The sequence below is a fragment of the Mannheimia sp. genome (assembly GCF_056854775.1).
In genome coordinates this window covers 1-20308 of sequence record NZ_JBXGGI010000031.1, presented here as the reverse complement: position 1 = coordinate 20308, position 20308 = coordinate 1, and the positions used below count along the sequence as shown (strand labels likewise).

Sequence of the window (20308 nt, the reverse complement as noted above, 5' to 3'; positions counted from 1 at the left end):
TGTGATCTACTTCAAATTTTGCGTAAATATCAGATGATTTTTCGTTTTAAACTGCTAAATTAAGCTCAAATAAGAGTTACCGATAACATAGGAGCAGACAATGTCTCAAGGAAAAGCATTTATCTTAATGGGGGTATCCAGCACAGGTAAAACCTCTGTTGGTACGGCTGTTGCACAGAAATTAGGGTTGAAATTGATTGATGGGGATGATCTTCACCCTCGTGCGAACATAGTGAAAATGGCAAGTGGTACACCGCTAAATGATGATGACCGCCGCCCGTGGTTAGAGCGAATTAACGATGCCGCTTTCAGCCTAGAACAGAAAAGCGAAAAAGGGATTATTGTCTGCTCGGCATTAAAGAAAAAATATCGTGATCAAATCCGCGAGGGCAATGCTGATGTAAAATTCCTATTCCTAAACGGCTCATTTGAGCTGGTGCTGGAACGAATGAAACAACGCAAAGGACATTTTATGAAACCCGAAATGTTGCAAAGCCAGTTCAACACTCTCGAAATTCCACAAGCAGACGAACCGGATGTGCTCTTTATTGATATCGACGGTAGTTTTGAAGAAGTGGTGGAGAGATGTGTGGAGGCGGTTAAACCATTGTTAGCCAAATAACACCGTAGGGGCAAATTACAATTTGCCCCTACACACTCTCTCCCAAATGAATCTGATACCCCAAATTGATGATCGGGCTTTGTTGCGGTATGCCGTGAATGCGGTTGAGCAATTCTTGTGCTGCCACTCTGCCCATTTGTAAGCGAGGGGTAATCACGCTGGCAAGCTGTGGAGTAAGGGATTGCCCAACATCGTGTCCGTGAAAGCCGGCGATTTTGATCTGTTCCGGCACAGCGATGCCTAAACGTTGACATTCAAATAATGCTCCGATGGCTAAGTCGTCATTGGTACAGAACACACCATCTAGCTGCGGTTGTTGAGCTAGAGCTTGGCGGAGTTGTTCTGCTCCGAGCGTAAAAGAGGAATGCTCTTCGGTCGTGATATTCAATGGTGTCAAACCGTGTTTTTGCATCGCCTGCTCGTAGCCCTGCATTTTAAGCTGAGAGCGTTTGTCCATTCTCGCCCCGAAATAGGCAATATAGCGGCTGCCTCGATTGATCATCGTTTCCACCATCGCTTGTGCTGCAGAAATATTGTCAAATCCGACCGCTTGTTGAATACCGCCTTCGCACTCCATAATCTCAATCACTGGAATGCGAGCGACTTCCAGCATTTTCAACGTGCGGGCGGAATGATGATTTTCAGAGAGAATAATGCCATCAATATTATAAGAAAGCAGCGATTCAATCCGTTTCTCTTCCTTCTCTTCGCTATAACCGTAGTGAGCAAGCATTGTCTGATAGCCCGCCTTGTCGGTAATCTGTTCAATGCCTTTGATCACATCTGCAAATACTTGGTTGGTAAGAGAGGGAACAAGCACGCCAATCGCTCTACTTTTGGCGTTCGAAAGAATATCAGGGGCTCGATTCGGAATGTAACCAAACTGCTCAATCGCTTGTGCAATGCGTTCACCGGTCTCTTTCGCTACCGTATTCGGATCTCGCAAAAAACGGCTGACGGTCATTTTGGTAATACCGAGATGGGAGGCAATATCTTGCAAAGTGGGGCGTTTGTGTTTGGTCATTTAGAATACATTGAGTAATAAAAAATATTGCTCATTATATGCAAAATTTTGCGTAAAAACGACCGCTTGTAACTACTCTTCCCGAAACTCTTTCGGGGTTTTGCCAAATTCTTTTTTAAACACCGCATAGAAATACTGTAGGGAAGGATATCCGCACACATTGGCAATCTCTTGGGTCGAAATATCAGTAAATTTGAGCATATATCTTGCTCGAGCCAGCTTTTCCTCGTGGATAACTTGATGAATGGTTTTGTTCATCTCCTCTTTAAAACGCTGCTCGAGGTTGGAACGAGAAATTTTAAGGTGATCCAATACCTGTTCTACCTTGATCCCCTGACAAGCCCGATGGCGAATGTAGTGCATTGCCTGAATAACCAGCGGATCTTGCAAAGAACGGTAATCGGTGGAACGGCGTTCTTCCACTTTCAGCGGAGGGATCAAAATCGGTTTAAATGAAACAGGCAGATCGTTTAGTTTGCGATAAAGCAACTTCGCTGCGTGATAGCCAATTTGTGTTGTGCCTTGTGTAACAGAGGAAAGAGAAACACGAGAGAGATATTGAATCAGCTCTTCGTTATCAATACCAATCACACAAAGCTGCTCCGGCACAGCAATTTTTAGGTGCTCGCAAGTTTGTAAAAGGTGTCTGGCTCTAGCATCTGTTACCGCAATAATTCCTGTGTGAGGCGGCAAGGTTTGCAGCCATTCACCGAGTTTCGTTTGCAGTTCGAGCCAGTTATCGGAATGAGTTTGGTCGCCAATGTAACAATTCGGTTGATGTTCATATTTTTCCATCAGCTGAATAAAAGCGTTTTGACGCTCTACCGCCCAATGTTTTTCCGTTTCTGCCGGGTAGCCATAAAAAGCAAACTGATTAATGCCTTTTTGCTTTAGGTGTAGAAATGCTGCTTCCACCAACGCATAGTTATCGGTTGCGACATAAGGTACTTTCGGGTAAAAATCAGGATTTTGATAAGAACCGCCCACGCCGACAATCGGTACATTAATGCCTTTTAGCAACTCAACGGTTTCAGGATCGTCAAAATCGGCAATAATACCGTCAATGGAGAGGCTTTCAATGGTATTTTTATGATAGACAAAATCATCTTCAATAAAAATATCCCAAGAGCATTGAGAAGCCTGAATAAACTGCCCAATCCCTCGCATTACGCCACGATCGTAAATTTTATTTGCATTAAAAAGCAGGGCGATTTTATGATATTGCTCTGTCATTGTTCCCCTCCGTGAATAGAATAATATTAAATCAAAATCGGGGAACAAGCAAAAGCCACGAAAATTCGTGGCTTTTTCCTATTAACAACTACCATAAATTGTGTACGTCCGGGCGAATCAATCTGTTATAAATCTCCGCCACTTTTTGCATCTGTTGTTCTGTTAATAGTGGGAAGGCATCAACTTCCGCATTAGTGATCACTTGTGAAACTTTACTTGCCCCCGGAATCACGGTACTCACCGCATCATTCATCAATACCCAACGTAATGCGTGAGGAATTAAATCTTCCGTACCGAATAAGGCTTTCAGCTCTTCTACTGCTTGTAAGCCAAGTTGATAATCCACACCGGAGAAAGTTTCGCCTTTATCAAAGGCTTCACCTTGTCGGTTGAATGTGCGGTGATCATCTTTGCCAAATTGTGTGCTAGCACTGTATCTGCCGGTTAATAAACCACTTGCTAACGGCACTCGGGCAATGATGCCCACATCTTTTTGCTGTGCGGTTGGGAAAAGTTGCTCCAACGGTTTTAGACGGAACATATTGAAGATGACTTCCATTGCGGCAATATCGTAATCCATTGCCAGCAAACCTTCTTCGACAGTTTCGATACTCACACCGTAGTCGATCAATTTTCCGCTAGACTTAAGCTGTTCCAATTTTGCAAAAATCTCATCATTGCGATACACCGAGGTTGGCGGGCAATGGAGCAAAATCATATCTAACTTTTCTGTACCTAAACGGCTTAAACTACCCTCAACAAACTTTTCGATTGCCTGTGGCGTGTACATTTCAGCTGTATGTGGATTTAACGCTCGCCCACACTTGGTTACCACATAGAAAAAGTCAGGATATTTTTTCAAGATTTCGCCAATCGCTTTCTCGCTTTGCCCGTTGTTATACACATCAGCCGTATCAATAAAATTTATGCCTTGCTCATAGGCGGTTTCTAAAATTGCCATCGCCTCTTGGTGATTAAACGGATCGCCCCATTTCGTCCCAAGCTGCCAAGTACCTAAACCGATTTCCGACACCATTTTGTTGGTTTTACCAAATCTGCGTTGTTTCATAAGTATCTCCGCTGAGTGAAAGTGATGTTTCTGTTTCAAAACAATTTAGGGCTATTAAAGATTTACATTTATATCATTCTAGACAAGCGGTCGTTTTTTGCAAATTTTTTACAAAAAACGACCGCTTGTATCAGGGGAGCAATTAGGCTTTTTTCTTGCTTATTGTATCCACCCAAACCGCAAGTAGTAAAATCGCACCTTTTACGATATATTGCCAGAAAGTTGGCACATCAAGCATACTCATTCCGTTATCCAGTAAGGCGATGATAAATGCTCCGATGACTACGCCGTAAATTGTGCCGATACCACCAGCTAAGCTTGCTCCACCAATCACACAGGCAGCAATCGCATCTAATTCAGCATTTTGTCCTGCGGATGGAGCCCCAGCTCCTAAGCGAGAGCTTAAAATCAAGCCTGCGATAGCAACTAATAATCCGTTTAGTGCGAAAATCGACAGTTTGACTTTTTCAACCGAAATACCTGAGAGACGTGCAGCATCAATGTTACCACCAATCGCATAAACGTGGCGACCGAAGGCAGTTTTACGAGCTAGGAATGTACCTGCAATCGCTAATACTACTAATACCAATACCGGGAATGGTACGCCACGATAATCATTGAGCAGATAAATTGCCCCTAATACAATCATCGCTACAATGCCATATTTGAAGGTTTCTTTTGGGAAAGTCGGAACGGTTAAATTAAGTTTTTGTCTTGCCTTACGTTGGTAGCTACCCCAAGCAATAAAGCAGAGAATACCGATTGTGCCTAAAATCATACCGACCATATCAGGCAAGTAGCCTTGACCGATAGTTGTCATCTCTTCGCTAATAGGCGAAACCGTTGTACCGTTGGTGATACCGACTAAGATGCCACGAAATGCCAACATACCTGCAAGGGTTACAATAAAAGATGGTACTTTTTGATAAGCCACCCACCAGCCGTTCCACGCCCCGATCATCAAGCCTAAAACAAGTGTAACCGCAATGGTTAGCGGTAAAGGCCAACCCCACCAGACATTACTGATCGCAGCAAAGCCGCCAAGTAAACCCATTAGTGAACCAACAGATAAGTCAATTTCAGCGGAAATAATCACAAATACCATACCAATGGCAAGAATACCTGTAATGGAAGTTTGGCGTAGCAGGTTAGAAATGTTTCTGGCACTTAAATAGGCACCATCTGTTGCAATTGAGAAAAAACTCATAATCACCACGATGGCAATCAGCATAATATAGACTTGTAAATTGATTGATTTTAACTTGTTCATAGATTACTCCTTGAGTGCCGCTTCCATCACTTTTTCTTGGGTTAAATTTTGGTTGATGAGGTTTGCTTTGATTTTGCCCTCGTGCATTACTAACACACGGTCGCTAATGCCTAATACTTCTGGCAATTCGGAAGAGATCACAATAATCGCCATTCCTTCTTGAGCTAATTGATTGATGAGTTTATAAATTTCATATTTCGCCCCCACATCAATGCCTCGTGTCGGCTCGTCTAAAATTAAGATTTTCGGATTGAGCAGCAAACATTTTGCTAAAATCGCCTTTTGTTGATTACCTCCACTTAACCGCCCAATGGCTAATTCAGGTGAGGAAGTTTTCACTTTTAGTTTGGCAATAGATTGGTTGATAATGGTCTCTTCAAGCGGTTCATTTATCACTTTTTTTCCAAAACAAAATTGCGGCAATGCAGAGAGAGTAATATTTTTGCCTACTCCCATAATCGGTACAATACCGTGTTTTTTACGATCTTCTGGCACCATTACAATGTGATTTTCAATGGCTTGAGCACAATTTTTGATTTTTATTTTTTGGTTATTGAGATAAATATCAGCCTGATATTTCCCTTGATAAGAGCCAAAAATACATTGTGCCATTTCGGTTCGTCCTGAACCGACCAAACCTGCCACACCTAAAATTTCGCCTTTGTGTAGTACAAAATTAGCATTATCTACCCGCTTGATATGTGTGTTAGTTGGGTGCCAAGCAGTAATATTTTCAACACGCAAAATTTCTTCGCCAATCTCGTGCGGTTCGTGTGGATAGAGCGAGGTAATTTCACGCCCAACCATCATCGTGATAATGTCATCTTCACTCATACCGATTGCCGAGCGAGTGCCGATATGTTCGCCATCACGGATCACGCAAATTTTGTCAGAAATGGCTTTGACCTCGTTCAATTTGTGAGAAATATAAACGCAAGCAATGTTATGAGCTTTTAAGTCTTTAATTAAATTAAGCAGAATATCGGTTTCTTTTTCAGTAAGAGAGGCGGTTGGTTCGTCCAAAATCAATAAACGTACCTGTTTGTTCAATGCTTTGGCAATTTCGACTAATTGTTGTTGCCCTAAGCCTAACTCTCCTACTTTGGTGTTTGGGTCAATATCCAGCTGCACTTGCTCTAACAAGGTTTTACAACGTAGATACATTTCGTTGTCATCTGTAACACCTGATTTGGTAATTTCATTCCCTAAAAACATATTCTCCAAAATCGACATATTTTTTACTAAGGTCAATTCTTGGTGAATAATGGAAATGCCTTTCTCTTCAGTATCTTTAATATTTTTGGCAATCAGTTTTTCGCCGGAAAAATAGATTTCCCCTTCATACTCACCGGCAGGATAAATGCCACACAATACTTTCATTAAGGTTGATTTGCCTGAACCATTTTCACCACACAAAGAAAGTATTTCACCGGTTTCAAGGGAAATTGAAATATTATTTAATGCAACAACATCACCAAATTTTTTGGTGATATTCTTCATCTCTAATAATTTCGCCATAACTTATCCCCTTCAAAATATGGCAAGGAATACTCCTTGCCATCTTAAACGATAGAATTAATCTTTATTTATTAATAGCTTCTTTTGTGTGGAAACCATCTTTAATCACCGTTTCATCAATGTTATCTTTAGTTACCACAACAGGCTCTAATAAGAATGCAGGAACTTCTTTAGCACCATTATTCAATTGTGCATTAGATTCCACTTTATCACCTTTACCTAATGCAACAGAGATTTCGGCTGCTTTATCTGCTAAATTCGTGATAGGTTTATACACAGTCATCGTCTGTGTACCCGCGATAATGCGTTTAATCGCCGCTAAGTCAGCATCTTGACCAGAAATTGCCACTTTGCCTGATAAACCTTGAGCACTTAATGCTTGGATTGCACCACCTGCAGTGGCATCGTTTGAAGCCACTACTGCATCAATGTTGTTTTTATTGGCGGTTAAAGCATTTTCCATAATTTGTAATGCTTTCTCGGCTAACCAAGAATCTACCCATTGATCGCCCACCACTTTAATTTTTCCGCTATCAATATGTGGTTGTAGCACTTTCATTTGCCCTTTACGGAATAACTTCGCATTGTTATCCACCGGTGAACCACCCATTAAGAAATAATTCCCTTCTGGTTTTTGCTCGATAATGCTTTGTGCTTGTAACTCACCCACTTTTTCGTTATCGAATGAAACATAAAAATCAATATCTGCGTTATTAATTAGACGGTCATAAGCTAAAACTTTAACACCTTCTTTTTTCGCTTCGGCAATTACGTTTGATAACACTTCGCCGTTAAACGGAATAATCACTAATACATCAATATCTTTATTTAACATATTCTCAATTTGAGAAATTTGAGCGGTCGCATCGCCATTTGCGGATTGCACAAACACTTTTGCACCTAAGGCTTCTGCTTTATTCACAAAAATATCTCTATCTTTTTGCCAACGCTCTAAACGTAAATCATCGATAGACATACCGATTTTTAGATCTTTAGCAATCGCTGAGTGGCTAAATACCATTAAAGTGGCGGCAGCAACTGCTAATAATTTGGACTTAAGTTTCATAGTTCACCTCATTGGTTGTAAAAATAATGTTCGAGCCTATTCTTGCTCGTTCAAAGTCTGTTCTGATTTCAAATGAAGTTCAATTATCATATTTCTCAACACTATTACGATTTTTCACTTTTGTGATCTACGCCACATTAACCAATAATCGAAATTAAAAAACGAAATATCGTAATTGAATGGTTTTGATAATTCTCCGATGATGTCGCCGAAACATCATTTTTCCAATACATAGGAGCATTGTTATGTCTAACTATTTCGACAAAATCTCAAAAGTACAATACAAAGGGGCAAACTCAACCAATCCTTTCGCATTCAAACACTACAATCCAAATGAAGTGATTTTAGGCAAAACAATGGCAGAACATTTGCGTTTAGCGGTTTGCTATTGGCATACATTCTGCTGGACAGGCAACGATATGTTTGGTGTCGGTTCATTGGATCGCAGCTGGCAAAAAACAGGCGATTTACTTGCAGGTGCGAAACAAAAAGCGGAAATTGCCTTTGAATTTTTCCAAAAATTAGGCGTGCCTTATTACTGTTTCCACGATGTGGATATCGCCCCTGAAGGCAATAATTTCAAAGAATATCTCCATAACTTCAACACCATTGTAGATATTTTAGAGCAAAAACAAGCAGAAACTGGCGTGAAATTATTGTGGGGTACAGCAAACTGCTTTACCAACCCTCGCTATATGTCGGGAGCCTCAACCAATCCAAATCCGGAAGTGTTTGCTTGGGCAGCGGCACAAGTCTTTACCGCAATGAACGCGACAAAACGCTTAGGCGGTGAAAACTATGTGTTATGGGGCGGACGTGAAGGTTATGAAACTTTACTCAACACCGACTTAAAACGTGAGCGTGAACAAATCGGTCGCTTTATGCAATTAGTGGTAGAACATAAACATAAAATCGGCTTTAAAGGCACATTACTCATAGAACCAAAACCACAAGAGCCAACCAAACACCAATACGATTACGATGTCGCAACCGTTTATGGTTTCTTAAAACAGTTCGGTTTAGAAAATGAAATCAAAATGAACATTGAAGCCAACCACGCGACACTTGCAGGGCATACATTCCAACACGAAATTGCAACTGCAACGGCATTAGGTATCTTCGGTTCTATCGATGCAAACCGTGGCGACCCGCAATTAGGCTGGGATACCGACCAATTCCCGAACAGCGTGGAAGAAAACACCTTGGTAATGTACGAAATCTTAAAAGCTGGCGGTTTCACCACTGGTGGTTTCAACTTTGATGCGAAAATCCGCCGTCAAAGTACCGACCCTTATGATTTATTCCACGCACACATCGGGGCAATGGACGTGTTAGCCCTCTCCCTTAAACGTGCAGCGAAAATGATTGAAGACCAAGCGTTACAAAAAGTAGTGGATAACCGCTACGCAGGCTGGAACCAAGATCTTGGTCAGCAAATCTTAACAGGCAAAGCCAGCCTTGAAGATCTTGCTAGAATCATAGAAACCCAAGACTTAGATCCAAAACCGGTTTCAGGTCAGCAAGAATATTTAGAAAATTTAGTGAATAGCTATATTTATCGTTAATCTACAAGCGGTTGTTTTTTGTAAAAAATTTGCAAATTTAAGCTCGATCTGATCCCCCTCTTTAGCAAAGAGGGGTTAGGGGAGATTTGGCAGGAGTGATTAGCGAAGTGAGAAAAAGATAACTTCACTATTTTTAAATTTGCTTCAATACTTTTATCTTATATCTATTTTCTCCGTTTATTTCTTCTGCCAAATCTCCCCCTCCCCTCTTTGCTAAAGAGGGGTGATAGATCTCCAAAACGTTAAATTGCAAATTTCCCGAATAAAATGACCGCTTGTATTCAATGACAAAGGAATATTTATGTATATTGGAATTGATCTTGGTACTTCTGGGGTTAAAGTCGTTCTACTGGATGAAACCCAACACATTGTTGCAATCACCCAAAAACCTCTCCCTATTTCCCGCCCACAGCCATTGTGGTCTGAACAAAACCCACAAGATTGGTGGAATGCCGCCAATGAAGCAATGCTTGAGCTAGCCTCTCAACAGGATTTAAATGGTGTGAAAGCTATCGGCTTAACCGGGCAGATGCACGGAGCGACCTTGCTAGACAATGCTGACAATGTACTTTCCCCTGCAATTTTATGGAATGACGGACGCAGTTTTGCTGAATGCGAAGAGTTGGAAAAACTAGTGCCAAACAGCCGTGAAATCACAGGCAATCTGATGATGCCAGGCTTTACCGCCCCGAAATTGCGTTGGGTGGAGAAACACTTACCAAATGTAGCGGAAAAAGTGAGTAAAGTGTTGTTGCCGAAAGATTATTTAAGGCTCTTAATGACAGGCGAATACGCTTCTGATATGTCCGATGCATCAGGCACAATGTGGCTTGATGTGGGGAAACGGGATTGGAACAAATCGCTACTGAATGCTTGCGGATTAGACATTGAAAATATGCCGAAACTGTTTGAAGGCAATCAAATCACAGGTTATTTACGCCCAACCCTTGCCGAGCAATGGAAAATGAAATCTGTGCCGATTGTGGCGGGCGGTGGCGATAATGCCGCCGGTGCAATCGGTATTGGTTTATACCAAACCGGACAAGCTATGCTCTCATTGGGGACTTCAGGGGTTTATTTTGTAGTGAGCGATAAATTTCAGGCTAATCCGCAAAAAGCAGTGCATAGTTTTTGCCACGCTTTACCTGATCGTTGGCATCTGATGTCAGTAATATTAAGTGCCGCTTCTGCAGTAGATTGGGCAGTAAAATCATTGGGACTAAAAGATGTATCGACCTTATTCCAACAGGTTGAAGCAAACCAAACGGCATCTGATGTTATTTTCTTACCTTATTTATCAGGTGAGCGTACACCGCATAATGATCCTTATGCGAAAGGCGTATTTTGGGGATTAAGCCATAACGACAACCAAATAACGATGGCAAAAGCCGTGATTGAAGGGGTAAGTTTCGCTTTGGCTGAAGGGATTGAGGTACTCCACGAAACAGGTGTAATTGCTGACAATATTGCATTAATTGGCGGTGGAGCAAAAAGTGCGTACTGGCGACAACTACTCGCCGATATTAGCGGTAAAACCTTTGAATACCGCACTGGTGGCGATGTTGGTCCGGCATTAGGGGCGGCAAAACTCGCTCAAATTGCGTTAAACCCAAATCAGAATATTGCTACGTTCTGTCAGCCGTTACCCCTGGAACAGGTTTACCAACCAACCCCTGCCCGCTATGCAGAATATCAACAAAAACGCCAAAAATTTACTGAGCTTTACCGGCGGTTGAAGGGGTTATAATTCTTATCTGTTTCCATAAACGTAATAACTCATAAATTAAATATTGAGCTCGGTATTTTACGAGCTCAAATTTTTTCACCTCTGCTTGGCTCATTACTCATTGTAATAAAGAATGTAGTTGTGTAACGCTGGCTCTAACTCATCAAGCCAATTCAGACAGCTGTAATCAAAATTATCTTTCCACTTTCAGACAAAGCTAATTTTTGTTACCTACATCACGATTTCAATTTTTTTCAATCACGATTGAGATGTTCGCTATTTCTCCTCAACTAGACTTTAGTTATCTTTAGTTCGCCAAACATTATACCTATATGAGGAGAAACAAAATGTTACTAAAAGATAAAGTCGCTATTATTACTGGTGCTGCTTCTGCCAGAGGGTTAGGTAAAGCCACTGCTGTATTATTTGCGGAACAAGGGGCTAAAGTTATTATTGCTGATTTAAATGAAGATGCAGCAATAGAAGCTGCAAATTCCTTACCAGGTTCAGGACATATGGGCATTGCAATTAATGTTACAGATGAAGCACAAGTTAAGGCCGGTACTGGAAAAATCTTAGCAAAATACGGTCATATTGATGTGCTTGTGAATAACGCTGGCATCACTCAGCCAATTAAGACCTTAGATATTAAAAGTGAAAATTATGATGCCGTATTAAATGTAAGCTTACGTGGTACATTATTAATGTCACAGGCTGTTCTTCCAATAATGCAAACACAGAAATCAGGAAGTATTGTTTGCATTTCTTCTGTTTCTGCACAACGTGGAGGTGGTATCTTTGGTGGCCCACACTATAGTGCAGCCAAAGCAGGTGTTTTAGGCTTAGCTAAAGCGATGGCCCGTGAATTTGGGGCTGATAATATCCGTGTAAACTGTATTACTCCAGGTTTAATTCAAACCGATATCACGCAAGGTAAATTAACTGATGAAATGAAAGCTCAGATTATTTCAGGTATTCCACTTGGCCGTTTAGGTGATGCCATTGATATTGCAAGAGGTGCATTATTCTTAGCTAGCGATCTTTCTTCTTACTCTACCGGTATCGTTTTAGATATTAACGGTGGTATGTTAATTCACTAGAAGGAGTAAATTATGACAGAACAAGAATTAGAAAAACTCTCCAAAAGTGCCTATAACATTAGACGCTATGCGTTAAGAATGGGTGAGGTACAAGGACAAGGTTATATAGGACAAGCATTAGGTTATGCTGATGTATTAGCAACCGCTTATTGCTATGCAATGAACTTTAAACCTGATAACCCTGAATGGGAAGATCGTGATTTCTTCTTACTTTCTCACGGTCACTATGCGATTGCATTTTATGCAGCTTTGATTGAGGCAAAAATCATTCCAGAAGATGAATTAGAAACCTATGGCTGTGATAATAGCCGTCTTCCTATGTCTGGTATGACAACCTACACACCAGGAATGGAAATGTCAGGTGGCTCACTTGGTTTAGGTCTGTCTATCGCAGTTGGTATTGCATTAGGTTTGAAATATCAAGGCAAGAAATCTTTCGTTTATAACTCTATGTCTGATGGTGAATTAGATGAAGGTTCTACTTGGGAAGCAGCAATGGCAGCAAGCCACCATAAACTCAGTAATATCATAAATCTAATTGATGTTAATCAGCAACAAGCAGATGGGAAATCTACTGATGTGATGAACTTTGAACCACTTGTAGATAAATGGGAAGCTTTTGGTTGGTATGTTCAACGTGTTGATGGTAATAATTTATCTGCTGTTGTGGAAGCCTTTGATAAAGCAAAAAGTTATAAAGGTGACAAACCACGAGTAATTATTTTTGATACGTTAATGGGCAAAGGGGTTCCATTCTTAGAGTCTCGAGAAAAAAATCACTTTATCCGAGTGGATTCCGATGAATGGCAAAAAGCCATTTCTATATTAGATGAAAGTCAAAAACAATAGGGGATAACTACGATGACTAAGAAAAAATTAACTACATCAGCAATGATTGCCTCTATTGCCGAAGAAGGACAAGAAACTATTTCTGCACCATTTGGTGAGGCATTAAATAAACTAGCCGAATCACGTAAAGATATTGTTGCAGTAACCGCAGATTTAGCAAAATATACCGATTTGCACTTATTTGCTCAAAAATATCCTGAGCGTTTCTTCCAAGTAGGCATTGCAGAACAACTGGCTATTGCAACAGCAGGTGGATTAGCAAAAACCGGCCTAATGCCATTTGTAACTACTTACGCAGTATTCGCCACTCGCAGAGCTTATGAATTTATTCATCAAATCGTTGCTGAAGAAAACTTAAATGTAAAAATTGCTGTCGCCTTACCAGGATTAACAACTGGTTATGGACCAAGCCATCAGGCAACAGAAGATATTGCAATGATGCGTGCTATTCCTAATATGACTATTATCGATCCTTGTGATGCTTTTGAACTTGAACAGGTAGTACCTGCAATTGCCGAACACAAAGGACCTGTCTATCTTCGCCTATTACGAGGCAAAGTCCCAGTAGTTTTAAAAGACTACAATTATAAATTTGAAATCGGTAAAGCGAAATTATTAGAAGATGGAAAAGATGTTCTGATTATTTCGACAGGTATATTAACAATGCGTGCATTAGAGGTTTCTAAAAAGCTTCATGAAGAAGGTATCAATGTTGCAGTATTGCACTGCCCTACCATTAAACCTTTAGACACTGAAACTATTTTGCAAGAAATTGGAAAATCTAACCGCTTGATCGTGGTTGCTGAAAACCATTCAGAAATTGGTGGCTTAGGAGAATCAATTGCCAACCTGTTAGTTAAGGAGAAAATTTCAGCAAATGTTAAACAAATCGCATTGCCGGATAAATTCCTTGATGCAGGTGCATTACCGACATTACACGATAATTATGGTATTTCAACCTCTGCCATTTGTGCAAACATCAAGAAATGGCTTGCCTAGTGAGCTGAAAAGGTGGGCATTTTGCCTACCTTTTTATCTGTCAAATAAAAATACTAATAATCTATGTCACACAATAGATTGATACTTATCAATGGAGAGATTTTTATGACAAGCCGTAATATCTTAGAAATAGAAAAAAGTACTGTTAGAAAAGTTACTAAACGATTATTACCTTTTTTATTTATTTGCTTTTTTATTTCAATTTTAGACCGTGTCAATATTAGCTTCGCTGCTTTACAAATGAATGAAGATCTGAAATTTTCCAATACCGTTTTTGGTATCGGAGCAGGTATTTTCTTCTTTGGCTATTTTTTATTAGAAGTCCCTGGCAGTGCTATGATGTCAAAGGTCGGGGCTCGAAAATGGATTTGCCGAATTATGGTAAGCTGGGGAATTTTAGCTATCTTAATGGCTTTTATCAAAACACCCTGGCAATTTTATGTTATTCGTTTTTTACTTGGTGTAGCAGAAGCTAGCTTCTATCCTTGTATGGTACATTATTTAAGTGGCTTCTACCAAACCAAGCACCATGCTCGAGCTATTGCAGCTTTTATGCTTGCTATTCCGGGAGCAAACGCTCTAGGCTCACCACTTTCAACATTTTTGCTCGGTATTGAAGGAATGGGCTTATCTGGTTGGCAATGGATGTTTATAATTGAAGCTATTCCAGCCGTAATTCTAGGTATTATCTGTTATTTCTATCTTACCGACAGTATAAGTAAAGCTCATTGGCTAGAAAAAGACGAAAAAGAATGGTTAATTGAAACGATTGAAATTGAAAATAGAATGAAACAGGAAGTTAAGCACTATACCTTTATGGAAGCTTTAAAAGATAAAACCGTTATATGGTTATCAGTAGGATACTTCTTCTGGATGATGGGATATTATGGCATCAATATGTTCTTGCCTACAATTTCTAAAGCAATTTCAACAGCAACCAATATCAGCTTACAAAATTTAGGTTGGATAATCGGTTTAATTTATTTCATTGCAATGTTTGTTATGCTTGGTGTTGGAAATCACTCCGATAAAACTCAAGAACGTTCTTGGCACGTCGCAGCTTGCCTTATTATTAGTGCTTTAGGACTATGGGCCGCTATTTATGTGTTAGATATCAATGTTTGGTTTGCTTTCATATTCTTAGCCATAGCTTTATGCGGAGCATTTGGTGCCTTTCCTCCATTTTGGGCAATTCCGCCATCATTTATTACAGGAGCTGCTGCAGGTGGAGCAATTGCTTTAATAAATAGTATTGGCAACTTAGGAGGATTCTTCGGACCTACTATTGTAGGTTATTTAAAAGAAATCACAGGATCATTTAATTCAGCCATTGCATTCTTAGGAATTAGTATGTTTATCGCGGGTGCGATTATCGTAAGTAGTTCAAGACGTAAACAAAAAGAATTGGCATAAAATTTATCTCTATTATAATAAGAACACAAAGTATATTTGTGTTCTTATTTTTTATAGGATTATATTATGTCAGAAAGCAAAATATTAATTCCGCAATTAAAAGCATTACAAGCTTTTGAGCAAGCAGCTTACTTTGGTAATATTGTTAAAGCAGCAGAGAGCCTGAATGTTTCCCCATCTGCAATTAGCCATCAAATTGCATCTCTTGAAAAATTCCTCAATAAAAAATTATTTTATCGGACAGGTCGAGGTATCACCTTAACAGGCACAGGAGAGAAATATTTAGAGTCTATTTCCGGTGCTTTGCACTCAATTAACACTGCAACAAATGATATTATAAAAAGGAAGGAAAAAGAAACCCTTAATATTCATACTTCTCCTGCATTTGGGCATATCTATCTTCTACCTAGAATTAAAAAATTTCAAGATCTGCATCCTGAAATTCAAATAAATTTTACTTGCTCATATGAAAATGTACAGTTTAATTTAGACAGGGTAGATATTGATATTCGCCATGGTATATTTTCTTGGGTGGGTCTAAATGTTATTCCAATTAAATACGAATATGCAACAGTTCTAACTCATCCGGAATTGATTAATGATAACTTTATAAAAGAACCTAAAGATCTTTTATCTAAACCTCTAATCGCCTCACAAAGCACATTAATACAATGGCACCATTGGTTTGCACATCATAATGTTAATATTTCTCACGGACTACAATTTGCATTTAGTTTTGATAGATCTCATATGAGTTACGAAGCAGGTAAACAAGGACTAGGATTTATTCTAGAAAATTCAATACTAGCTGAGCAATATATACTAAATAAAGAACTTGTAAGAGTGTTTACTAGAGATTTTGACATACCTGTAAATGCCCACTATATTACATTTCCATATTCTCATAAAAAATATACTAAAGTTAATTATTTTATTGAATGGTTAAGTAACGAGTTGAAAATTTCACAATCGAACATTGTCATTTAAAAATGACCGGCTATTGATTACATTATTTTACTCAATGGGTAACTGATACACGGTTCAATTCTACCTACCTCACATTAAATGCCTTTTATAACCTTAGCAAAATATTCGGTAAAACCGACCGCTTGTATCACACCTTAGAAAACAAATTAATTACCAATACGCCGGCGATAATGAGGCTGATGCCGATTAAGCCTGCTAGGTCAATTTTTTGTCCGAAGGCAAAATAAGCCACAAGGGCAGTAAGTACAATTCCTACACCAGACCAAACCGCATAGACAATGCCCACCGGTAAGGTGCGGAAAATAATTGAGAGAAAGTAAAACGATAAGCCATAAAGTGCCAGCGAGCTAATGGTTGGTACGGCTTTGGTAAAACCGTTGCTTAATTTTAATAAGTTAGTGGCGGCAATTTCCAAACAAATTGAAATCGCTAATAAAATCCAAACGTTCATTGAGTTCCTTATAAGTAGTATATGTGGCTATTTTAGCATTTTTTGCTACAATCTTTTTAGTCAAATTAGGAGGTGTGTAATGGCACAGGTTTATATCGTACACGGCTATACTGCAAATGCAGATAAACATTGGTTTCCTTGGTTGGAACAGGAGCTTGAAAAATGTGGTGTAAGTTGCGAGCGGCTGAATATGCCTAACTCGGAAAATCCGTCATTAGATGGTTGGTTAAATCATCTTGCACAAAATGTGGAGCTTAACGATCAAACCATTTTTGTCGGGCATAGTTTGGGCTGTATTGCTATTTTGAATTTTTTAGCGAAAAATTACGCCAAAATTAAAGGGGCGGTGTTTGTGTCGGGGTTCTATCAACCCGTAGAAAATTTACCCGAACTGTCTGCCTTTACCAATTATTATGCGATTTTACCAAGCGTATCGCATTTTCCAAGCTATGTGGTGAGTGCGTTAGACGATACTATCGTGAATCATAAATATAGCGATGCCCTCGCTCAACATTTGCAAGCGGACTATATTCGCCTAAATCAGGGTGGACATTTCTTGGATAGAGAGGGTGTAACCGAATTGCCTGTGGTGTTGGAGTTGGTGAAGAAGTTAGTTTAATGAAAAAATGGGAGGACTTAACCCTCCCGATAATAATTACAGCTTGATAAATCCATCATAAATATGTGTTGCATCACCTGTCATATAAAGAGGATGCCCTACGCCTTGCCATTCAATAATGAGTGAACCACCCGGCAAATCCACCTGTACTTTATTATCCAACAAGCGTTGCATAATACCGACCGCTACCGTGCCGCACGCCCCGCTGCCACAAGCTTGGGTTTCGCCTGCTCCACGCTCATATACCCGTAATTTGACGTGATTGCGATTCACCACTTGCATAAAGCTGATATTCGCTCGTTCAGGGAAGCGTTCGTGGCTTTCGAGCAAAGGTCCAAGTTCATTCACTGGTGCAGTTTTTACATCATCTACTTGTAGCACACAATGTGGATTACCCATCGACACCACCCCACATAGAACGGTTTGCAAATCAGTGCGTAAAATATAGTTTTTCTCAAATTTATTCGCCGTAAATGGGATTTGTGCAGGTTCCCAAATCGGCTCGCCCATATTCACTCGCACCTTGTCGTCATCTTGCACCGTCAGCACCATTTTGCCTTTTGCGGTGCTAACATAAATATCTTTTTTGCTAGTTAAACCCTTTAAGGTTACAAAACGGGCAAAACATCTCGCCCCATTTCCACATTGTGAAACTTCACTGCCATCGGCATTGAAAATGCGGTAGTGAAAGTCCAATTCCGGATCGTAAGGCGGTTCGACCAATAAAAGTTGGTCAAACCCGATTCCGCGATGTCGGTCTGATAAAGTGCGGATCATCTCCTCTGTCAGGTACACATTTTGGGTTACACCATCAACCACCACAAAATCATTACCAAGTCCGTGCATTTTTGAAAATTGCATACTTTTCCTTAAATTTTTTAAAGCTTTTATTGATTTAGATTATAGAGATTACTTTGCTTTATTGATATAGTAGCCGTCGATTAATTTAAGAAGAAATATCAATTTCTTTTGTGATCGATTTCATTTTTTAATATAAAGGAGTCAGATTATGTCTGCTATGTTTATTATCCAATTTGCTATAGTGTTACTGTGCATTTTGGTCGGTGCTCGCGTTGGCGGTATCGGATTAGGGGTATTTGGTGGTTTAGGTTTAGCCATTTTGTCATTTGGCTTTGGCTTAAAACCGGCAGGATTACCGATTGATGTAATGTTTATGATTATGGCGGTAGTTGCAGCAGCGGCTGCAATGCAAGCCGCTGGTGGTTTAGATTATATGATCAAAATCGCCACTCGTATTTTGCGTAAAAATCCAAAACACATTACCTTTATCGCACCACTTGTAACTTGGACATTTACTGTGCTTGCAGGTACAGGACACGTTGCTTATTCTGTATTACCTGTAATCGCTGAGGTAAGCCGCCATAACGGTATTCGCCCTGAGCGTCCTCTCTCAATGGCAGTAATCGCTTCACAATTTGCAATTGTGGCAAGCCCAATTGCAGCCGCAGTGGTAGCAGTAGTGGCGTTCCTTGAACCACAAGGCATTCACTTAGGAGATGTATTAAGTGTAACTATTCCTTCAACATTATTAGGTTTAGGTTTAGCTTGCGTATTTGTGAATAAAATGGGTAAAGAGTTGAAAGACGACCCACACTATCAAAAATTATTGCAAGATCCTGAGTATGTGAAAGCAAACCACATCACCGCAAACCCAACCGAATTACCGTTAAAACCAACTGCAAAATTATCCGTTGGCTTATTCTTATTCGGTGCATTATTAGTAGTTTTAATGGGTGCGATGCCTTCACTTCGCCCAGTGTTTGACGGCAAACCGATGGGTATGGCTCACACCATTGAAATCGTAATGTTAAGCGTAGGTGCATTAATCATTTTACTCTGCAAGCCGGATGGCAATGAAATTACCAAAGGCTCAGTATTCCACGCCGGTATGCGTGCGGTAATTGCGATTTTCGGTATTGCGTGGTTAGGCGATACCTTAATGCAAGGTCATATGGATGAAGTAAAATCTATGGTGTCAGGCTTAGTTGAAACCGCTCCTTGGGCATTTGCTTTCGCACTCTTCGTACTTTCTGTATTAGTGAACAGTCAAGGGGCAACGGTTGCGACTCTATTCCCTGTGGCGATTGCAATCGGTATTCCTGCACCGGTATTAATCGGGGTATTTGTTGCCGTAAACGGCTACTTCTTCATTCCGAACTATGGTCCGATTATTGCTTCAATCGACTTCGATACAACAGGTACAACTCGCATCGGTAAATATATTTTCAACCACAGCTTTATGCTACCGGGCTTACTCAGTATGATTTTCAGTATCGGCTTCGGTTTATTACTATCGAATATGTTACTGTAAAAGTTCCACGAAAAACCTCCCGATTGGGAGGTTTTTTATTTGCAAATTTTTCAGCAAATTTAACCGCTTGTAAGACAACGAGTGAGCAAAATACCACAAATTGTGAGTACAATGCCACCCACTAAATGCAGGCTTAATACGGCAACAAATTCTCCCCATTTCTCAGCTAATAATTTCTCGCTTAACTCTGCGGAAAAACTTGAAAAGGTGGTGAAACTGCCGAGAAAGCCTGTAATAAATAATAATCTTTGGCTATCGCCTAAATTAAACCCCATCGCAACACCAATCAGAAAGCAACCAGCCCAATTTGCTAACAATGTGCCTAATGCAAGCTGATTAAGTAATGGATTCACCCACACGCCTAATTGCCAACGAGACAATGCCCCAAGTACTGCACCGGTTGAAAGTATAAAAACTGAGTACATATTTTGCCCTAAAAAATGATTTGTAAAATTATACCTAGAA

General features: G+C 40.0%; 19 protein-coding genes. 10 read left to right on the top strand and 9 right to left on the bottom strand.

The window, feature by feature from the left end:
• The first annotated feature begins 100 nt into the window (after positions 1 to 100).
• Positions 101 to 622, top strand: coding sequence for a gluconokinase (locus ACJHV0_RS02685; protein WP_025235127.1), 522 nt, complete (start codon positions 101 to 103; stop codon positions 620 to 622).
• Positions 623 to 650: 28 nt separating this feature from the next.
• On the opposite strand, the gene gntR is transcribed toward ACJHV0_RS02685, so the two are convergent.
• From gntR to xylF, 6 genes are all read right to left on the bottom strand, one after another.
• Positions 651 to 1646: a gluconate operon transcriptional repressor GntR gene (gene gntR / locus ACJHV0_RS02680; RefSeq protein WP_334234496.1), complete on the bottom strand. Its 996-nt coding sequence runs from the start codon at positions 1644 to 1646 to the stop codon at positions 651 to 653.
• A gap of 72 nt (positions 1647 to 1718) precedes the next feature.
• The gene (locus ACJHV0_RS02675) at positions 1719 to 2879 is read right to left on the bottom strand and encodes a XylR family transcriptional regulator (protein ID WP_025235125.1); all 1161 of its coding nucleotides are present in this window, start codon (positions 2877 to 2879) and stop codon (positions 1719 to 1721) included.
• Positions 2880 to 2967: 88 nt separating this feature from the next.
• Positions 2968 to 3948, bottom strand: a complete 981-nt coding sequence (locus tag ACJHV0_RS02670) for an aldo/keto reductase (RefSeq protein ID WP_483133315.1) — start codon at positions 3946 to 3948, stop codon at positions 2968 to 2970.
• A 142-nt stretch (positions 3949 to 4090) separates the two neighbouring features.
• A complete protein-coding gene (locus ACJHV0_RS02665) occupies positions 4091 to 5218 on the bottom strand; it encodes a sugar ABC transporter permease (RefSeq protein WP_483133314.1) in 1128 nt (375 codons plus the stop codon).
• A gap of 3 nt (positions 5219 to 5221) precedes the next feature.
• A complete protein-coding gene (gene xylG / locus ACJHV0_RS02660; RefSeq protein ID WP_483133313.1) occupies positions 5222 to 6736 on the bottom strand; it encodes a D-xylose ABC transporter ATP-binding protein in 1515 nt (504 codons plus the stop codon).
• 64 nt (positions 6737 to 6800) lie between these two features.
• Positions 6801 to 7802, bottom strand: coding sequence for a D-xylose ABC transporter substrate-binding protein (gene xylF, locus ACJHV0_RS02655; RefSeq protein ID WP_334256969.1), 1002 nt, complete (start codon positions 7800 to 7802; stop codon positions 6801 to 6803).
• Positions 7803 to 8047: 245 nt separating this feature from the next.
• Here xylF and xylA point away from each other — a divergent pair, with 245 nt between their 5' ends.
• From xylA to ACJHV0_RS02620, 7 genes are all read left to right on the top strand, one after another.
• On the top strand, positions 8048 to 9367 hold the full coding sequence (xylA, locus tag ACJHV0_RS02650) for a xylose isomerase (RefSeq protein WP_483133312.1): 1320 nt from the start codon (positions 8048 to 8050) through the stop codon (positions 9365 to 9367).
• A 301-nt stretch (positions 9368 to 9668) separates the two neighbouring features.
• Positions 9669 to 11114 (top strand): xylulokinase, encoded by a 1446-nt coding sequence (gene xylB, locus ACJHV0_RS02645; protein WP_483133311.1) that lies wholly within the window; start codon positions 9669 to 9671, stop codon positions 11112 to 11114.
• A 311-nt stretch (positions 11115 to 11425) separates the two neighbouring features.
• Positions 11426 to 12193 (top strand): SDR family NAD(P)-dependent oxidoreductase, encoded by a 768-nt coding sequence (locus tag ACJHV0_RS02640; RefSeq protein ID WP_483133310.1) that lies wholly within the window; start codon positions 11426 to 11428, stop codon positions 12191 to 12193.
• A gap of 12 nt (positions 12194 to 12205) precedes the next feature.
• Positions 12206 to 13042 (top strand): transketolase, encoded by an 837-nt coding sequence (locus ACJHV0_RS02635; protein ID WP_483133309.1) that lies wholly within the window; start codon positions 12206 to 12208, stop codon positions 13040 to 13042.
• 12 nt (positions 13043 to 13054) lie between these two features.
• Positions 13055 to 14041, top strand: a complete 987-nt coding sequence (locus ACJHV0_RS02630; RefSeq protein ID WP_483133308.1) for a transketolase family protein — start codon at positions 13055 to 13057, stop codon at positions 14039 to 14041.
• A 105-nt stretch (positions 14042 to 14146) separates the two neighbouring features.
• The gene (locus ACJHV0_RS02625) at positions 14147 to 15454 is read left to right on the top strand and encodes an MFS transporter (RefSeq protein ID WP_483133307.1); all 1308 of its coding nucleotides are present in this window, start codon (positions 14147 to 14149) and stop codon (positions 15452 to 15454) included.
• Positions 15455 to 15520: 66 nt separating this feature from the next.
• Positions 15521 to 16441, top strand: coding sequence for a LysR family transcriptional regulator (locus ACJHV0_RS02620; protein WP_483133306.1), 921 nt, complete (start codon positions 15521 to 15523; stop codon positions 16439 to 16441).
• A gap of 127 nt (positions 16442 to 16568) precedes the next feature.
• On the opposite strand, the gene ACJHV0_RS02615 is transcribed toward ACJHV0_RS02620, so the two are convergent.
• A complete protein-coding gene (locus tag ACJHV0_RS02615; RefSeq protein WP_483133305.1) occupies positions 16569 to 16892 on the bottom strand; it encodes a DMT family transporter in 324 nt (107 codons plus the stop codon).
• 79 nt (positions 16893 to 16971) lie between these two features.
• Between ACJHV0_RS02615 and ACJHV0_RS02610 the strand changes: the two genes are divergently transcribed.
• Complete coding sequence (locus ACJHV0_RS02610; RefSeq protein WP_334235504.1) at positions 16972 to 17511, top strand: RBBP9/YdeN family alpha/beta hydrolase; 540 nt, start codon at positions 16972 to 16974, stop codon at positions 17509 to 17511.
• A 36-nt stretch (positions 17512 to 17547) separates the two neighbouring features.
• Here the strand turns inward: ACJHV0_RS02610 and dapF are convergent, their stop codons facing one another.
• Positions 17548 to 18372: a diaminopimelate epimerase gene (dapF, locus tag ACJHV0_RS02605; RefSeq protein ID WP_483133304.1), complete on the bottom strand. Its 825-nt coding sequence runs from the start codon at positions 18370 to 18372 to the stop codon at positions 17548 to 17550.
• 148 nt (positions 18373 to 18520) lie between these two features.
• On the opposite strand from dapF, the gene ACJHV0_RS02600 reads away from it, so the two are divergent.
• Positions 18521 to 19843: an anaerobic C4-dicarboxylate transporter gene (locus ACJHV0_RS02600; RefSeq protein WP_334229508.1), complete on the top strand. Its 1323-nt coding sequence runs from the start codon at positions 18521 to 18523 to the stop codon at positions 19841 to 19843.
• Positions 19844 to 19902: 59 nt separating this feature from the next.
• Here the strand turns inward: ACJHV0_RS02600 and ACJHV0_RS02595 are convergent, their stop codons facing one another.
• Positions 19903 to 20268 (bottom strand): CrcB family protein, encoded by a 366-nt coding sequence (locus ACJHV0_RS02595; protein ID WP_334229509.1) that lies wholly within the window; start codon positions 20266 to 20268, stop codon positions 19903 to 19905.
• Positions 20269 to 20308 lie beyond the last annotated feature (40 nt).

Excerpts from the sequence above, each read along its gene's own strand:
- xylA (WP_483133312.1), top strand. The coding sequence starts at position 8,048 with ATGTCTAACTATTTCGACAAAATCTCAAAAGTACAATACAAAGGGGCA.
- ACJHV0_RS02670 (WP_483133315.1), bottom strand. The coding sequence starts at position 3,948 with ATGAAACAACGCAGATTTGGTAAAACCAACAAAATGGTGTCGGAAATC.
- ACJHV0_RS02635 (WP_483133309.1), top strand. The coding sequence starts at position 12,206 with ATGACAGAACAAGAATTAGAAAAACTCTCCAAAAGTGCCTATAACATT.
- xylG (WP_483133313.1), bottom strand. The coding sequence starts at position 6,736 with ATGGCGAAATTATTAGAGATGAAGAATATCACCAAAAAATTTGGTGAT.
- ACJHV0_RS02610 (WP_334235504.1), top strand. The coding sequence starts at position 16,972 with ATGGCACAGGTTTATATCGTACACGGCTATACTGCAAATGCAGATAAA.
- gntR (WP_334234496.1), bottom strand. The coding sequence starts at position 1,646 with ATGACCAAACACAAACGCCCCACTTTGCAAGATATTGCCTCCCATCTC.
- ACJHV0_RS02630 (WP_483133308.1), top strand. The coding sequence starts at position 13,055 with ATGACTAAGAAAAAATTAACTACATCAGCAATGATTGCCTCTATTGCC.
- ACJHV0_RS02620 (WP_483133306.1), top strand. The coding sequence starts at position 15,521 with ATGTCAGAAAGCAAAATATTAATTCCGCAATTAAAAGCATTACAAGCT.
- xylF (WP_334256969.1), bottom strand. The coding sequence starts at position 7,802 with ATGAAACTTAAGTCCAAATTATTAGCAGTTGCTGCCGCCACTTTAATG.
- ACJHV0_RS02615 (WP_483133305.1), bottom strand. The coding sequence starts at position 16,892 with ATGAACGTTTGGATTTTATTAGCGATTTCAATTTGTTTGGAAATTGCC.
- ACJHV0_RS02675 (WP_025235125.1), bottom strand. The coding sequence starts at position 2,879 with ATGACAGAGCAATATCATAAAATCGCCCTGCTTTTTAATGCAAATAAA.
- ACJHV0_RS02685 (WP_025235127.1), top strand. The coding sequence starts at position 101 with ATGTCTCAAGGAAAAGCATTTATCTTAATGGGGGTATCCAGCACAGGT.
- ACJHV0_RS02595 (WP_334229509.1), bottom strand. The coding sequence starts at position 20,268 with ATGTACTCAGTTTTTATACTTTCAACCGGTGCAGTACTTGGGGCATTG.
- ACJHV0_RS02600 (WP_334229508.1), top strand. The coding sequence starts at position 18,521 with ATGTCTGCTATGTTTATTATCCAATTTGCTATAGTGTTACTGTGCATT.
- ACJHV0_RS02625 (WP_483133307.1), top strand. The coding sequence starts at position 14,147 with ATGACAAGCCGTAATATCTTAGAAATAGAAAAAAGTACTGTTAGAAAA.
- xylB (WP_483133311.1), top strand. The coding sequence starts at position 9,669 with ATGTATATTGGAATTGATCTTGGTACTTCTGGGGTTAAAGTCGTTCTA.
- dapF (WP_483133304.1), bottom strand. The coding sequence starts at position 18,372 with ATGCAATTTTCAAAAATGCACGGACTTGGTAATGATTTTGTGGTGGTT.
- ACJHV0_RS02665 (WP_483133314.1), bottom strand. The coding sequence starts at position 5,218 with ATGAACAAGTTAAAATCAATCAATTTACAAGTCTATATTATGCTGATT.
- ACJHV0_RS02640 (WP_483133310.1), top strand. The coding sequence starts at position 11,426 with ATGAGGAGAAACAAAATGTTACTAAAAGATAAAGTCGCTATTATTACT.